Source organism: Dyella japonica (genome assembly GCF_040545895.1).
Lineage (GTDB): Bacteria > Pseudomonadota > Gammaproteobacteria > Xanthomonadales > Rhodanobacteraceae > Dyella > Dyella japonica_D.
Genome location: NZ_JBEPMU010000001.1, coordinates 604,596 through 620,016 on the forward strand (window position 1 = coordinate 604,596; position 15,421 = coordinate 620,016).

The 15,421-nt window shown below is 65.4% G+C and carries 12 protein-coding genes; 5 read left to right on the forward strand and 7 right to left on the reverse strand.

The window, feature by feature from the left end; translation table 11 throughout:
* Nucleotides 1–64: 64 nt before the first annotated feature.
* Nucleotides 65–448, reverse strand: a complete 384-nt coding sequence (locus ABIC75_RS02535) for a hypothetical protein (protein ID WP_354012293.1) — start codon at nt 446–448, stop codon at nt 65–67.
* 216 nt (nt 449–664) lie between these two features.
* Here ABIC75_RS02535 and ABIC75_RS02540 point away from each other — a divergent pair, with 216 nt between their 5' ends.
* Entirely contained in the window at nt 665–3,721 is a 3,057-nt protein-coding gene (locus tag ABIC75_RS02540) for a ligand-binding sensor domain-containing diguanylate cyclase (protein WP_354012294.1), read from the forward strand.
* Nucleotides 3,722–3,724: 3 nt separating this feature from the next.
* Here ABIC75_RS02540 and ABIC75_RS02545 read toward each other — a convergent pair whose 3' ends face one another.
* From ABIC75_RS02545 to ald, 4 genes are all read right to left on the reverse strand, one after another.
* Nucleotides 3,725–4,387 carry a YoaK family protein gene (locus tag ABIC75_RS02545; RefSeq protein WP_354012295.1) on the reverse strand — a complete coding sequence of 221 codons (663 nt, stop codon included), beginning with the start codon at nt 4,385–4,387 and terminating at the stop codon, nt 3,725–3,727.
* A 7-nt stretch (nt 4,388–4,394) separates the two neighbouring features.
* Complete coding sequence (gene lolA / locus ABIC75_RS02550) at nt 4,395–5,054, reverse strand: outer membrane lipoprotein chaperone LolA (RefSeq protein WP_354012296.1); 660 nt, start codon at nt 5,052–5,054, stop codon at nt 4,395–4,397.
* A 190-nt stretch (nt 5,055–5,244) separates the two neighbouring features.
* On the reverse strand, nt 5,245–7,575 hold the full coding sequence (locus ABIC75_RS02555) for a DNA translocase FtsK (protein WP_354012297.1): 2,331 nt from the start codon (nt 7,573–7,575) through the stop codon (nt 5,245–5,247).
* 90 nt (nt 7,576–7,665) lie between these two features.
* Entirely contained in the window at nt 7,666–8,730 is a 1,065-nt protein-coding gene (gene ald / locus ABIC75_RS02560) for an alanine dehydrogenase (protein ID WP_354012298.1), read from the reverse strand.
* A gap of 451 nt (nt 8,731–9,181) precedes the next feature.
* Between ald and trxB the strand changes: the two genes are divergently transcribed.
* Both trxB and ABIC75_RS02570 read left to right on the forward strand, forming a co-directional pair.
* Nucleotides 9,182–10,147: a thioredoxin-disulfide reductase gene (gene trxB / locus ABIC75_RS02565; RefSeq protein WP_354012299.1), complete on the forward strand. Its 966-nt coding sequence runs from the start codon at nt 9,182–9,184 to the stop codon at nt 10,145–10,147.
* Between the two features lie 169 nt (nt 10,148–10,316).
* Nucleotides 10,317–11,459 (forward strand): GNAT family N-acetyltransferase, encoded by a 1,143-nt coding sequence (locus ABIC75_RS02570; RefSeq protein WP_354012300.1) that lies wholly within the window; start codon nt 10,317–10,319, stop codon nt 11,457–11,459.
* Between the two features lie 4 nt (nt 11,460–11,463).
* Here ABIC75_RS02570 and ABIC75_RS02575 read toward each other — a convergent pair whose 3' ends face one another.
* Complete coding sequence (locus ABIC75_RS02575; protein WP_354012301.1) at nt 11,464–12,861, reverse strand: serine hydrolase domain-containing protein; 1,398 nt, start codon at nt 12,859–12,861, stop codon at nt 11,464–11,466.
* A 102-nt stretch (nt 12,862–12,963) separates the two neighbouring features.
* Between ABIC75_RS02575 and aat the strand changes: the two genes are divergently transcribed.
* Nucleotides 12,964–13,698 carry a leucyl/phenylalanyl-tRNA--protein transferase gene (gene aat, locus ABIC75_RS02580; RefSeq protein ID WP_354012302.1) on the forward strand — a complete coding sequence of 245 codons (735 nt, stop codon included), beginning with the start codon at nt 12,964–12,966 and terminating at the stop codon, nt 13,696–13,698.
* Here the strand turns inward: aat and ABIC75_RS02585 are convergent.
* The gene (locus ABIC75_RS02585; RefSeq protein WP_354012303.1) at nt 13,680–14,318 is read right to left on the reverse strand and encodes a cysteine hydrolase family protein; all 639 of its coding nucleotides are present in this window, start codon (nt 14,316–14,318) and stop codon (nt 13,680–13,682) included. The two genes, aat and ABIC75_RS02585, sit on opposite strands and share 19 nt — an antisense overlap.
* A gap of 110 nt (nt 14,319–14,428) precedes the next feature.
* On the opposite strand from ABIC75_RS02585, the gene ABIC75_RS02590 reads away from it, so the two are divergent.
* The gene (locus ABIC75_RS02590; RefSeq protein ID WP_354012304.1) at nt 14,429–15,418 is read left to right on the forward strand and encodes a GlxA family transcriptional regulator; all 990 of its coding nucleotides are present in this window, start codon (nt 14,429–14,431) and stop codon (nt 15,416–15,418) included.
* Nucleotides 15,419–15,421: the final 3 nt, after the last annotated feature.

A 15,421-nucleotide genomic window follows, 5' to 3' on the forward strand; every position in this document is an offset into this window, starting at 1 on the left:
GAACCATCTCCTGGACAACGATCACGACGAACGCGCCCTCAGGGGCGCGGCAAGGCGTTCGTTGTCAGGCGATGGGTGGACGCAACAGGGATGCCGTAACGGCCGGCACGCGACCGGCATCGACGGAGGAAACGAGCAAGGGCGCGTCCGGCGTACCGACCGCCAGCACCACCGAGGTCGGCAAGGTGGCCGCATGCGGGCAGGCGCAATGGCAGGAGCCGCCCTCGCCCAGCAGGCAATCCCCATCGCCAGCCGGGGATTGCGGCGTAGCGTCCACGGTCATCGTCGCGGCCACGGAAGCACGGCCGGCATAGCCGTCCAGCGCGCCGCCATCGGCCAGGCATATGGAGCCGCTGACCAGCTTGATCAGCAGCACGGCCACCACCAACACCCACAGGCCGCGATGGCGGCGCAGGCGCTTGAGCAGTGGCACGGAGGACGATGGCATGGCCGGCATGCTAGACGGGGTAGCCGCTGTTAGACAATTTCATCGAGGGGCGACCGCGGCTTTGTGACACCCGACGCCTGCACCATGCCGAAAATACGCAACCCCCATCGCTACGACGGCCGCCCGCATGGCTATCATGGTGCCCCTACGGCAGGACGGAGTCGGCACGTGGCGCAAGGGCCAGGACGAGCAAGCAAGCGGGACGTCTGGGGGAATGTGTCACGGCCTGTCGCCGGTGCATCGCGGCGCCACTTTGGCTGGCGCGTATTTGCCCTGCTCTGCCTGCTCATCCTCCCGGCGCTGGGCACGGCCCGCGACAGCGACCCCTGGGCGCCGTTCGACATCCCCTGGTTCGATCGCCTGGGCGTGGCCGACGGTCTTCCGCATTCGATCACCACCACCGTCGAACAGGACACGCGCGGCCTCATCTGGATCGGCACGCTCTCGGGCCTGGTGCGCTACGACGGTTACCGCATGCAGGTGTTCACCGGCAACAGCGGCAGCAAGACCGATATTCCGGACGCCTACGTCCGCTGCCTGCTCACCCTGCCCGACGGCAGCCTGCTGGTGGGCACCAACGCCGGCGGCCTCAGCCGGTTCAATCCGCTCAACAACACGTTTCGCACCTACCCCGTGGGCAAGGGCGGCACCAGCGATCGGAAGATCTACGCGTTGGCCGCCGATGGCAATCGCGGCATCTGGATCGTGACGGAGCGCGGGCTCGACTACCTGGACCTGCGCAGCAATCGCATCCAGTCGATAGCGCTGAGCGAAGGCATGTCCCCCCGCAGCTTCAGCGTGTTGCAGGATCGCGCCGGCAACCTGTGGGTGGGCAACAACAGCGGCCTGTTCGTTCGCCGCAAGGGTGAAACCGACTTCACGCGCCCCGAGCGCCCGGTTGATGGCAGTGGCATCGACGTGGTGCTCAACGACGGCATCTGGGCGCTGCTGGAAGATCGCCAGGGACGCCTGTGGGTGGGAAGCACGCAATCGGGTGCGGTGTATCGCGACGAGGCCGGCCACTGGCACGCCATCCCGGGCTTCAGCGGTTACCAGCGCGACCGTTCGCGCCGCGCCACCGTGCGCGCCTTCACCGAGCTGGCCGGCGACACCATCTGGATGGGCACCGATGGCGGCGGCGTGTTGTCGTACGACGTGGTCAGCGGCACCCTGCATGCGGTGGCCCACGACACGGCCATGCCCTCGTCGCTGCCCGGCGATTCCGTGCGCGGACTGCTTCAGGACAGCACGGGCAACGTGTGGGTGGCGACCGATCTGGGCGTGGCGCGCTACGACCCCAACGCGCGCAAGGCGTTCGCCCTGCTGCCATCGAACAGCGATCACCGCTCGCTGGCGAACACCAATGTGCGCGGCATCTTCGTCGACAGCCATCAACGCATCTGGCTGGGCATGAGCGCGGGACGCGTGGACGTGATCGATCTGTCCGGGGCCAGCATTCGCCATCTCGAACTGGGCGGCGTGCAGACGCGGCGCGATGTGCAGGCCTTCGCCGAAATGCCCGACGGCACCATCTGGGTCGGCACGCAGGGCGTGGCAAGCGTGGACCCCAACACCTTCGCCATTCTCGATTCGGCGATTCCGGAACTGGACGACAAGCCGGTGCTGCATCTGCTGCCGGACGGGCAGCGGCTGCTGATCGCCACCTACGATGGGGTTTATCGCTACGACACGAAAACACGCGCGCTTTCGCATTTCAGCCACGACGCCAACGATCCCACCAGCCTGGCCAGCGACACGGTGCGGCGCATTGCGCATATCGGCGCCGATCTCTGGTACGTGACCGGACGCGGCATCAGCATCGCCACCAGCGCGATGCAGAACAAGGGCTTTGAGAACCTGCTCAATCGCCCCGGCGACAACACCAGCCTGCCGAACAACCTGGCCAGCTCGATTGCCATGGATGCGCAGGGCACGCTGTGGATCGGCACTTACGGCGGCGTGGCCATGCTGCAACCACGAAGTGCCGGCGAGCCGTATCGCTTCGCCACCATCGGCACGGCCAACGGACTGCCCAGCGACAACATCAATGCGGTGCAGCCGGACGACCTGGGCAATCCGTGGGTCAGCCTGCCCAACGGCCTCTCGATGATCGACGCCAACACGCATGCCGTGCACAACCTCGGCGTGCGCGATGGCTTGCGCATTTCCAGCTACATCTACGCGGCCGCGGCGCGCGCACCGGGAGGCGAGCTGCTGTTCGGCGGACTGGGCGGCCTCACCGTGGTGCGTCCGGAATGGCAGCCGCCCGATCAGCCCGACGCGCCGCTCGCCATCACCTTTGCCGCCGTCAATGGCGTGCCGCTGCCCTACGGCCAGCTGCCGCGCGCCGGCGAATCGCTGAAGATCAACTCACGCAACCGCAGCCTGCGCGTGGACTTCGCCCTGCTCGACTACGAGGCACCCAACGAAACCAGCTACAGCTATCGCATGGAAGGCTTCGACGAGGGCTGGATCGAGGTGCCGCGCGGCGGCCTGCCGACCGCCATCTACACCAACCTCCCGCACGGCGACTACAAGCTGCGCCTGCGCGCGCAAACGCACGGCATGCAGCTGCGCCAGATCGAATCGACCATCGACGTGAGCGCCGAGCCGCGCTGGTACGAAACCGTGGCCGCCATGGTCGCGGCCGGCATCCTGATACTGGCGGCGATCTTCGGCATCATCCAGCTGCGCACGATGTACCTGCGGCGCCAGGCCAAGCAACTGCAGCACCAGATCGACCTGCGTACGCGCGATCTCGTCGTCGCCAACAAGCGGCTGGACGAACTCGCCAACACCGATGCACTCACCGGGGCATGCAACCGTCGCCGCCTGCTGGAACTGGTCGAGGAAATGCGTGCACAGAGCAGCGACGGCCATGCCTGCATCGCCCTGCTGGACCTGGACCGCTTCAAGCGCATCAACGACACGCACGGCCATCTCGCCGGCGACGCGGTGATCCGCCACGTCAGCCAGATCATGCAGGCGCACTGCCGTGATTCCGACTGCGTGGGCCGCTACGGCGGCGAGGAACTGGTGGCCTGCCTGTCCGAGAGTTCACTGGAGCAAGGCATGGTGGTGGCCGAGCGCATTCGCAGCGCCGTGGCCGAACAACCGCTGATCTACGAGGGGCAACCGATTCCCGTCACCGTCAGCGTCGGCGTGGCCGCCTATCACGCGGGCGAAACGCTATCGCAGTGGTTGACGCGCGCGGATGGCGCGCTTTACGAGGCCAAGAACGGCGGGCGCAACCAGGTCGTCGCCGCGCAATAGCGCTCAGCCGAAGTGCCGATGCCGGTAGATGGCATAGCCCAGGCCTACCGCACCGGTGAGCGTGGCCGGCACCAGCAGCACACGCTCCTGCCAGAGCATGAAGCCGAGCGCGCCCAGCGTGGCGCCCGCAATGAAATGGCTCGCCACCAGCAGGCAGATGTTGATGCGCAGCGAATCCACTTCGAGGCCGCGCAGCCGATGGCCAAGATAAATGCCCAGGTCGGTGAAGATGCCCGAGAGATGCGTGGTGCGTATGGTTGCGCCGCTATACGTGCTCACCATGGCGTTCTGCAATCCGCACGCCGCCGACGCGAAATACAAGCCCAGATCATGGCCGCCATGGATCAGCGGCGTGGCGGCAAACAGCAGCGCCGACTCCAGCATCAACACCACGCCGTAGCGACGCCCAAGTCGCAGCGCGCCCTGCTGCACGATGAACCCACTGAGCATCGCACCCAGCAGGAAGGCCAGGATGACCAAACCCCAATGCGCGATTTCACCAGCATCGCCTCGCGCTACCGCCAGCCCGAATTCCGTGCTGGTGCCGGTGAGGTGCGTGATCGGCTGGTGGCGAAAACAGAGATAGCCAACCACGTTGATGCAGCCCGCGCCGAGCGCAAGCAGGCCGCCACCCACCCATGCCCAGCGCGGAAGCTGGCGCAGCATGTCGCGGTCAGTTCTTGATCGGCTGCGTCTGGATCACCGGCAGGTCGCCGATGACGTCGGCGCCCGGCGGCGGCACGAAGTTGAACGTTTCCGGCGGAATCGGCACGTTGCGCTGCCAGTCCGAGAAACGAATATCCGTGACGGCACCCAGCTGGTCACGGAAAAGCATGCGCGCCAGGCCATTGGCATCGAAACCGAGGTCCGCGTAGTCGAACTGCGGGTCCTTGGCCTTGGAGGTAAGGCGCAGCCAACTCAGGCCGTCGTGATCGCCCTGTTCCGCGACATTGAAGTCCTTGTCCATCTGCTTCACGTCGGTGAGCACGGTGAGCGGACTGTGCGATTCCTCGGAGCTCTGCACGCGCACCGTGACCTGTTCGAGGTCGGGATCGTACAGCCACACACGACTGCCATCGGCCACGATGGTCTGCTTGGACGGCGCCAGCGTCTCCCAGCGGAACTGGCGCGGCGCCTGCAGCGCCAGCGTGCCGTTGCTGGGCTTGCCGCTGTTGCCATTCGCATCCTTCAGCGTCTGCGAAAACTTGCCAGAGAGCGAGTGCAGGCCGTTGGCGAAGGCATCGAGCCTGGTGCGGGCCGGGCCGGCGGCCATGGCGAGGCTGCTGACGGAGAGTGCAAGGGCCGCAGAGGCGACGAGTAGCAGGCGTTTCATGGGTGCCTTGTGGGTAATGCTGGAAAGGAAATTGTGCAGGGAGAAGGCTTAATGATGCGCCGCCAATTTACCTACCGTCATTCCTGCGAAAGCAGGAATCCAGCGACTTTGGAGGCGCCTGGCACGTTCTAAAGGCACTGGATTCCTGCTTTCGCAGGAATGACCAGCAAGAAGACTGCACTTTCAAAGCTCAATTCTTCGGCGGCGGAGGCGCCAGCACTTCGCGGTTGCCGTTGTGCTGGGGCGCACTTACCACGCCATCCTGCTCCATCTGTTCGATCAGGCGCGCGGCACGGTTGTAGCCGATGCGCAGGTGACGCTGCACGCCGGAGATCGAAGCGCGGCGCGTCTCGGTGACGATGCGCACGGCGCGATCGTACAGCTGCGCGTCGGCATCGCCACCCTCTTCGCCTTCCTGCGGCAGACCCGAGTCGTTGATGAACTTGCCGTCGGAGGTGGCTTGCACCTCCTCCAGCACGCCTTCGATGTATTGCGGCGCGCCCTGCGAACGCAGCCAGTTCACCACGCCGTGCACTTCATGGTCATCCACGAAGGCGCCGTGCACGCGCTCCGGCGTGGCGGTGCCGGGCGGCAGATAGAGCATGTCGCCGTGGCCGAGCAGCGCCTCGGCGCCGGACTGATCAAGAATCGTGCGCGAGTCGATCTTGCTCGACACCTGGAAGGCGATGCGCGTGGGGATATTGGCCTTGATCAAGCCGGTGATCACGTCCACCGACGGTCGCTGCGTGGCCAGCACCAGGTGCACGCCCGCGGCGCGCGCCTTCTGCGCAAGACGCGCGATCAGCTCTTCCACCTTCTTGCCGACGATCATCATCATGTCGGCGAACTCGTCGATGATGATGACGATGTACGGCAGCGGCTCCAGCGGTTCGGCCGCGAGATTGGGCATCTCGGGGTTCGGGCGGAACAACGGATCGAGCAGCGGCTGGCCGGCGTTCTCGGCGTCCTTCACCTTCTTGTTGAAACCAGCGAGGTTGCGCACGCCCACGGCAGCCATGAGCTTGTAGCGGCGCTCCATTTCGGCGACGCACCAGCGCAGCGCGTTGGCGGCTTCCTTCATGTCGGTGACGACCGGTGCGAGCAGATGCGGAATGCCTTCGTAGACCGAAAGCTCCAGCATCTTCGGGTCGATCATGATCATGCGCACGTCTTTCGCGCTGGCCTTGTACAGCAGGCTCAGCACCATGGCGTTCACGGCAACGGACTTGCCCGAGCCCGTGGTGCCGGCCACCAGCAGGTGCGGCATCTTCGCCAGATCGGCCACCACCGGCCGGCCGCCGATGTCCTTGCCCAGCGCGAGCGCCAGCGGCGACTTCATGGCGTCGTACTTGTCGGAGCGCAGGATCTCGGAGAGATAGACGATCTGCTTGCGCGTATTGGGAATTTCCAGGCCGATGACGTTCTTGCCCGGAATCACGTCGACCACGCGCACGCTGACCACGGACAGGCCGCGCGCAATGTCCTTGTCCAGGCTCGACACCTGCGAGCCGCGCACGCCGGCGGCGGGTTCCAGTTCGAAGCGCGTGATCACCGGGCCGGGGTACACGCCGACCACCTTGGCCTCGATGCGGAAATCCTTGAGCTTCAGCTCGACCTGGCGCGACAACACCTCGAGCGTTTCTTCCGAGTAACCCGGACCCTGCTCCGGCGCCTCATCCAGCAGCGACAGCGGCGGCAGTTCGCCCGGCGCGGACGCACCGGTGAACAGCGGAATCTGCGTTTCCAGCTTGGCGCGCTCGCTCTTCACTACCGGCGCCGGCGCGGTTTCGATGCGCACGGGCTCGCGCTTGGCCTGCTTCACGGCCTCGGTCTTCTTGACCACCTCGCGCTCGGCGCGCGCCTGGCGGGCAGCCATCACTTCCGGCGCTTCGCGCAGCTTGCCGCCGAACCAGCCGGCCAGCTTCAGCACGCCCTGCCCGGTGAGATCGGCCACCTTGAACCACGACAGGCCAGTGGCCAACGTCACCGCCACCAGGAACATGGCAAGCAGCAGCAGAGGCGCCCCCTTGTCGCCCAGCGCCTGCAACAAACCGCGACCCACCCACATGCCGATGATGCCGCCTGCGCCCTGCGGCAGGATCGGTTCGTCACTGAAATTGAGATAGAGCAGCGCCGGCGCGGTGATGAAGAAGAACACCGAACCGATCAGCCGCAGCGAAGGCTCCCACGGCTGCACGGTGCGTTCGCCGCGATGGCGCAGCACCTGCACGCCCAGGAACAGCAGCAGCAGCGGAAAACAGTAGGAGACCAGCCCGAAGATGTAGCGCAGGACATTGGCGATATTCGCGCCCACTTCGCCACCGAAGTTGCGCGCATGCTCGACCGTGCCGGCATGACCCCAACTCGGGTCCTGGTCGTTGTAGCTGAACAGGCAGACCAATAGGTAGAGCGCCAGCGGCAGCAGCAGCAGCGCACCGGCCTCGCGCAGGCGGCGCTTCAGTTCTTCACTGAGGCCTTCGCGCTCTTTCTTGTCTTTCTTGACGTTCGCGGTACGCGGCACCGTGGTCCTTATCCTGTCTTCAAGCGTCAGTCCGGCCGCCAGAAAGGGCGGCCGGACGGTACAACATCCGCCGAAGCGGCAGGCAAGACCTTAGATCATGCCCTTGAGCGCCGGATGAACCAGCTCGCCGCCGTCGACGTTGATGCCCCCACGCAGCGGTTCGAACTGGCGCCATTCGTTGCCGGCGGCCAGACGCTGCACATACGGCAGGATAGCGGCAGAAATCGCCACCGACGAGGTCTGCGGCACGGCACCCGGCATATTCGTGACGCAGAAGTGGGTTACGCCGTGCACGTCGTACGTCGGCTCCTTCCAGGTGGTCGGACGCGAGGTCTCGAAGCAGCCGCCCTGGTCGATGGAGATGTCCACCAGCACGCTGCCCTTCTCCATGGTCTTGACCATGTCTTCGGTGACCACGCGCGGCGCCTTGGCGCTGGGGATCAGCACGGCGCCGACCACGATGTCGGCGGTGGCGACTTCTTCGGCCACGGTCGACTCATAGGCGTACAGCGCGGTGACGTTCGGGCCCATGGCCATCATTTCGGCCAGGCGATCCTGGCGCTTGTCGAACACCACCACGTTGGCGCCGGCAGCGGCGGCCAGCGCAGCGGCGTTGCCACCGGCAGCGCCGGCACCCAGCACCACCACCTTGCCGCGCGGCGTGGACGCCATGCCGCCCAGCAGCTTGCCCTTGCCGCCCTGCGGACGGTGCAGCAGCGTGGTGCCGATCTGCGTGGCGATGCGGCCGGCAATGACCGACATCGGCAGCAGCAGCGGCAGGCCGCCGTTCTCTTCCACCGACTCGAACGCCACGCCGGTGAGGCCGATGTCCAGCAGGCTCTTGGTCAGCGCCGGCTCGGCAGCCAGGTGCAGGTAGCAGAACAGCAGGTGATGCTTCTTGAGCAGGGCGAGGTCGCCGGCGATCGGCTCCTTCACCTTCACGATCAGCTCGCCGGCCTCGTACAGGGCGGCGGCATCCGGAACGATCTTCACGCCGACCTTGGAGTAGGCCTCGTCGGAGAAGCCGCTCTTCTCACCGGCACCAGCCTGGATGAACACCTCGTGGCCGCGACGCACCAGGTCGGCAGCAGCGGCGGGAATGAGGGCAACGCGACCTTCGAGGGTCTTGGTTTCGGAAGGAATACCGATACGCATGGGGAGTGGATCCTGTGGGGATGGCTAAGGTGGCAACACGCCAGGCCGATGCCGGCCTGACAAAACCCGCGCCGGCAGCCTTGAATCGCTCCCGCGTCTTCCCCATGCTTCCGGGTTCGGACGCGTCGTTCCTTGATGCCGTGCAGCCGGATGAAACCGCGGCAGACGATGGAGCGAATGACTGTTCAAGTCGCCAGCAAACCCGAAGGATTATAACCATGATGGGCAGGCCGTTTTCACATTTCCGCAACGCCGCGCGAGCAGACCACCTTTGCGCAGTTGCAGCAAAGTCAAAGGGATACAGCCCATCCTGCTGAAAACCAGCTGACAGCCCATATATAGGGCGGGTCGCCGGGGAACCATGCGCACAAGCATGGTGCAGCCGGCATCATTCCAGCCCTCTCACCATCCACGAACGTCACCGCCGACCGAAGGCGGATAGAAGGAACGCATGAACGCATCCACCAAGCACAGCCGCCTGCTGATCCTGGGCAGCGGTCCCGCCGGTTACACCGCCGCCGTCTACGCTGCCCGCGCCAACCTCAAGCCGATGATGATCACCGGCCTGCAGCAGGGCGGCCAGCTGATGACCACCACCGAGGTGGACAACTGGCCGGGCGACGACAAGGGCGTGCAGGGTCCGGAATTGATGCACCGCATGGCGCAGCATGCCGAGCGTTTCGAGACGCAGATGGTGTTCGACCATATCCACAGCGTGGATCTGAAGCAGCGCCCGTTCCGCCTGAAGGGCGACTCGGGCGAGTACACCTGCGATGCATTGATCATCACCACCGGCGCCACCGCCAAGTACTTAGGGATAGCCAGCGAAGAGCACTACAAGGGCCGCGGCGTGTCCGCCTGCGCCACCTGCGACGGCTTCTTCTTCCGCGAGCAGGAAGTGGCAGTGATCGGCGGCGGCAACACCGCCGTCGAAGAAGCGCTGTACCTCTCCAACATCGCCAGCAAGGTCTATCTCGTGCATCGCCGCGACAAGCTGCGCGCCGAGAAGATCATGCAGGACAAGCTGTTCGAGAAGGCGGCCGCCGGCAAGATCGAATTGATCTGGAACCACACCGTGGACGAAGTGCTGGGCGACAACTCCGGCGTCAACGGCGTGCGCGTGAAGGACATCAACACCGGTGCCACCCGCGAGATCCCGGTGACCGGCTTCTTCGTCGCCATCGGCCACCAGCCGAACACCGGCATCTTCGACGGCCAGCTCGACATGCACGACGGCTACATCAAGATCCGCAGCGGCCTGGGCGGCATGGCCACCATGACCTCGGTGCAGGGCGTGTTCGCCGCCGGCGACGTGGCCGACCACGTGTATCGCCAGGCGGTGACGTCGGCCGGCTTCGGCTGCATGGCGGCGCTGGATGCGGAGCGTTGGCTGGATCAGCAGGGTCCGGCGAGCTGAGGTTTTTGATCGTCGTTCCGGCGCACGCCGGAATCCAGTAGCGGCTGTGTTGGGTTATCGCGACAACTCATCACACGGAAACCGGATTCCGGCCTGCGCCTGAATGACGAAATGGAAGACTGCGGTAACGTCAGGATGACGATGTCTTTGCCGTAACCTTTGGAGCGCCGTGATCGAAGCCCGCTTCCACGACAGCATCGAACGCATTCCGGCTCACGCCTGGGATGCGCTTCGACCCGACGACAATCCCTTCGCCTCGCATGCTTTTCTCGCCCTGCTCGAGCGCACCGGCTGCATCCGCGCCGACTGGGGCTGGCAGGCGCACCATCTTGGTCTATACGAAGACGGCCAACTCGTCGCCGCGGCACCGCTCTATCTCAAGGGCAATTCGCACGGCGAGTTCGTGTTCGACTGGAGCTGGGCCAGCGCCTGGGAACGCGCGGGCGGCGACTACTATCCCAAGCTGCTCAATGCCGTGCCCTACTCGCCCGTTCCTGGGCCACGCTTGCTCGCCGGCATTGATGCGCGCACGACCGAACGACAGCAGGCACTCACCGCTGCCATGCGCGCGTTCGCCGAGCGCATGAACCTTTCTTCCGTGCACGCCAACTTTCTGCGCGACGATGAGCTGGCCGCATTCGAAACCACGTGGCTGGCGCGCTCCGACGTGCAGTTCCATTGGCACAACCACGGCTATGCCGATTTCGCCCAATTCCTCGCCACGCTCAATCACAAGAAGCGGAAGAACATCCGGCAGGAACGCGCGCACGTCGCCGGCAGCGGACTGACCATCGAGATGCGCGGCGGCGACAGCCTGAGCGTCGAGGAGTGGCGACACATCCACGGGCTGTACGAGTCCACTTTCGACGCCAAGGGCAACCACGCCGCGTTGACGCGCGCGATGTTCCTCGGTCTCGGCGAAACGCTAGGCGCCCATGTGCAACTGGCGCTGGCACGCCATGGCACGCGCATCGTGGCAATGGCCTTGTTCCTGCAAAGCAGCGACACGTTGTACGGGCGTTACTGGGGCGCGGAAGTCGATGTGCCCGGGCTGCATTTCGAGCTGTGCTACTACCAGGGCATCGAGCATGCGATTCGCAGCGGACTGCAACGCTTCGAACCGGGTGCGCAGGGCGAGCACAAACTCGCTCGCGGCTTTTTGCCGGTGCGCACGCACTCGCGCCACTACCTGGTCAACAAGAGTTTCCGCGACGCCGTGCATCAGGCACTGGAACGCGAAGCCGAAGCGATGGACGACTACGCGCAGGAGCTGATGCAACACAGCCCCTATGCGCACATCCCGCAGACTTGATTCCCTAGCCGATGGAAATGCCGACCACCTTGCCGCCGGCATCCAGCCGCACGCCGAACGGCAGGCTGTTGCCGGGGCCGAACTCGATCCGGTAGTCGTTCCAGACGTCGTCGTGGTCGTGGCGCTGCCCCTTGAAGATGAACGACGACGGCTCGCCGAAGACGGACAACTGCTTCGCCATGCGCTCGGCCAAGCCCGCGGCCAGTTTTGCTTTCAGCTTGTCGCCGAACATCGACGGATCCTTGCTGCCCTTCTGCAACTGTTCGAAGGCCTGGCGTACCACGCTGGTCGTTGCCGCGTTTTCGCCATCGGCAGGCTTTCGCGCTGCGGCGGCGATATCCGGATACAGCGCTTCGAAAGCGGCCGTCACCAGCATCTGCCCCGGCTCCGGGTTGTCGCCCACGTTGGTGAACGCGATGACCTGGATGCCCTGCTTCGGGAAATATTGATTGGACGTGGTGAAACCGAACGAACCACCGGTATGGCCGATGCGCGGCTGCTCGTCGAGCGTGTCGATGAAGAGGCCGAGGCCGTAGTCGGTGCTGCCCGGCATGGGCGTTGTCATCAAGGCGTAGTCGGCCGGACGCACGATCTTTCCGCTGCCGAGCGCCACATTCCAGCGCTCCAGCTCGTCGACGGTGGAGACCAGATTGCCCGCGGCCCAGCCGACCGTGTCATGGATGGTGGGCGCCGGCTCCAGCTTTCCGTCGGTGTGCCGGTAGCCTTTTGCCATGCCCGGCACGCGCGACTCGTCCGCCACCGTGGTCGTGTGCGTCATGCCGGCGGTCGTCAACAAGTGCGTCTTCACATAGTGTTCGTACGACTCATGCGAGGTCACTTCGATCACCCGGCCCAGCATCGCGTAACCGCTGTTGGAATACGACCAACGGCTGCCCGGCGAAAAATCCAGCGGCTTGCCCTTGATGCGCGCCATGATCTGATCGAACGTAGCCGGCTTGACGGCCCACGCCTCCACGTCAGGCCCATCCAGGTATTCCGGCATGCCGCTGGTGTGCGACAGCAACTGCTTGAGCGTCACTTCCTTCGCGTGCGGCGCATCCGGCAGGTAGGTCGCCAGTGTGGCGTTGATGTCGAGCTTGCCCGCCTCCTGCAGCTGGAGAATGGCCGCCGCCGTGAACTGCTTGGTGATCGAGCCGATTTCGTAGTGCGTCGATACCGTGGCGGGCGTCTTGCGCTCGCGGTCGCTCAGCCCATAGGCGTGAAGGTAGATGGCCACGCCATCCCGATAGATCGCAAGGGTGGCGCCCGGCGTGCCCGTGCGTTGCAGCACCGTTTGCACGTCGCCGTCGATGCGCTTGGCCAGTGCGGGATCCAACCCGGGAGACGACGCCATGGCCATTGGCGCGAACAGGGCCAGGCACCACATGAAGCGACCGCGCATACCCAATCCATGGAGTTGTGAAGGTGGGGCATGCTAACCACAACGTCATGCCGGTAGCATGTACCGGACTTCCCGCACGGCATCCCCAACCGCCCACGCCCCATGATTCGACTGCCCCTGCTCGACGCGACCAGGCCGGAACACTTTCCTGATCCGCGCAAGGCGTTGAACGACCCGAACGGCCTGCTGGCCTTCGGTGGCGACCTTTCGCCGCGACGGCTGCTGGCGGCCTACGCGCAGGGCATCTTCCCGTGGTTCAACGAGGACGAGCCGCTGCTGTGGTGGTCGCCCGATCCGCGTTGCGTCTTCCATACGAACAGCCTGCTGCCGAACCGTACGTTGCGGCGCCGGCTGGCACAGGTCGACTGGCGCGTCACGGTGGATCACGCCTTTCGCGACGTGGTGGAAGCCTGTGCCGCGCCGCGCCCCGGCCAGAGCGGCACCTGGATCGTGCCCGCGATGGCCGACGCCTATGAACGCCTGCACGAGATGGGCCACGCGCACAGTGTCGAAGTGTGGGAGCAGGAGCGCCTGGTCGGCGGCATCTACGGCATCGCCGTGGGCCGCTTGTTCTGCGGCGAATCGATGTTCAGCCGCGAAAGCGGCGGTTCGCGCGTGGCGCTGGTGGCGCTGGCGAAACTGCTGCGAGGCTGGGATTTTCCGTGGATCGACGCGCAGGTGACCAACGCGCACCTGCTGCAACTGGGCGCCGTGGAATACCCGCGCGCCCAGTTCCTGCGCACCGTGGCGCATCTGTCCCATTTGCCGGGTCAGCCCGGCAGCTGGGCCTCGTTCACTGCATTGGCGCAGCTGGCGGATCAGGCCGCCGCCGACTGACGCGCCTGCGCGGCACGATACGAACCGAGGATGTTCTCGCGCACCGGCTTCTCGCCGGAGGCCAGCACCTGCAACCATTCCTCCGTGCTGAGCACCGCCGCAAATCGCGACTGCTGCACCACGCTGAACACGCGATGGATTTCCTCGGCGCTCGCATAACCAGCGCGATTGGCGTAGGACACGGCGCCGGAAGCGTCATGCACGAATTCCACTTCCATGCCGCGATCGAACGCGTGCTTGATGGTGGTGTCGTTGCAGTTGTGCGTCATGTAGCCCAGCACCGTCACCGTATCGATGCCGCGCTGCACCAGCCAATCGCCCAGGCCCGTATCGCTGAAGGCGCTCGGCAGCGGCTTGAGGAACAAGGCATCGCGATGGCGGCGGGCAATGTCCGGATGCAATTGCCAGCCATCGCTGCCGGACGCGAACGCCGGCGCATCGGCGGGCGAATCCTGCTGGATCACGATCACCGGAACACCGGCCGCCGTGGCGGCATCCATGATGCGCGCGATGCGCGGCAGCGACTGCGACGACGGCGGATATTCGATCTGCAGCTCGCCGGTGAAATATTCGTTCTGCACATCGACCACGATGACGGCACGGCGCGGATGAACGGACATGGCACAACTCCTCGTTGAGATGCCGGTCATGGTGCGCCAGTCGGCACTTGCCAGCGAGTGGCCTGAAGGACAACCATCGATGATATCGGGCCAACGAGGTATGTCGGGTCATGCGCGCGATTCGTGTTGCCGTGGTCGCCTTCGAGGGCATCCTGCCCTTCCATCTCTCCGTGCCTTGCGCGGTATTCCAGTCGCCGACGCCGGAGGGCCCATCGCCCTTCCGCCTGCGCGTGCGCTCCGCCGAAGGCAAGCAGTTGACCAGCGCGGCAGGCTTCACCATCGGCACGCCTTATGGGCTGGACGAACTGTCTCGTTCGGACGTGATCATCGTGCCGTCGTGGCGCGATGCGGATGAAGTGCCTCCCGCCGCCCTGCTCCACCAGCTTCGCAAGGCCGCCGCGCGCGGCAAGTACGTGGTTGGCCTGTGCATGGGCGCGTATGTGCTGGCCCACGCGGGATTGCTGAGCGGTCGTCGCGCCACCACGCACTGGGCCTGGGCCGAACCCTTGATGGCGCAGTTTCCCGATATCGAGGTGGATGCCGACGTACTGTTCGTGGATGAGGGCAACATCGTGACCTCCGCCGGCGCCGCCGCAGGCATTGACTGTTGCCTGCACCTCGTTCGCCAGATGCTGGGCGCCGACGTTGCCAACCGCATCGCGCGTCGCATGGTGGTACCGCCCGTGCGTCGCGGCGGGCAGGCGCAATTCATCGAAAAGCCCGTGGCCGATGCGCCTGCCGACAAGCGCATGGCGCGCCTGCTCGAGCACGTGCAACGGCATCTGCACGAAGACCACAGCCTCGACACGATGGCGGAAAAAGCTGCCATGAGCCGACGCACATTTACGCGCCATTTTCGCCAGTTGACCGGCAGCAGCTTCGGCGACTGGTTGCTGTCGCAACGGCTCGCCGAAGCGCAGCGATTGCTGGAGACCACGCAACGTCCGCTGGAACGCATCGCCGCGGACATCGGCCTGGGTTCGCCCGTAACATTGCGACAGCACTTCCAGCGCGCCTATCGCACCTCGCCGGTCAGCTATCGACGCACGTTCAGCGCACCGCGCGACCAGGCTGCATCAACCCGCGGCAACGCCCGTTGACGG

Excerpts from the sequence above, each read along its gene's own strand:
- ABIC75_RS02535 (WP_354012293.1), bottom strand. The coding sequence starts at position 448 with ATGCCATCGTCCTCCGTGCCACTGCTCAAGCGCCTGCGCCGCCATCGC.
- ABIC75_RS02545 (WP_354012295.1), bottom strand. The coding sequence starts at position 4,387 with ATGCTGCGCCAGCTTCCGCGCTGGGCATGGGTGGGTGGCGGCCTGCTT.
- lolA (WP_354012296.1), bottom strand. The coding sequence starts at position 5,054 with ATGAAACGCCTGCTACTCGTCGCCTCTGCGGCCCTTGCACTCTCCGTC.
- ald (WP_354012298.1), bottom strand. The coding sequence starts at position 8,730 with ATGCGTATCGGTATTCCTTCCGAAACCAAGACCCTCGAAGGTCGCGTT.
- trxB (WP_354012299.1), top strand. The coding sequence starts at position 9,182 with ATGAACGCATCCACCAAGCACAGCCGCCTGCTGATCCTGGGCAGCGGT.
- ABIC75_RS02575 (WP_354012301.1), bottom strand. The coding sequence starts at position 12,861 with ATGCGCGGTCGCTTCATGTGGTGCCTGGCCCTGTTCGCGCCAATGGCC.
- aat (WP_354012302.1), top strand. The coding sequence starts at position 12,964 with ATGATTCGACTGCCCCTGCTCGACGCGACCAGGCCGGAACACTTTCCT.
- ABIC75_RS02585 (WP_354012303.1), bottom strand. The coding sequence starts at position 14,318 with ATGTCCGTTCATCCGCGCCGTGCCGTCATCGTGGTCGATGTGCAGAAC.
- ABIC75_RS02590 (WP_354012304.1), top strand. The coding sequence starts at position 14,429 with ATGCGCGCGATTCGTGTTGCCGTGGTCGCCTTCGAGGGCATCCTGCCC.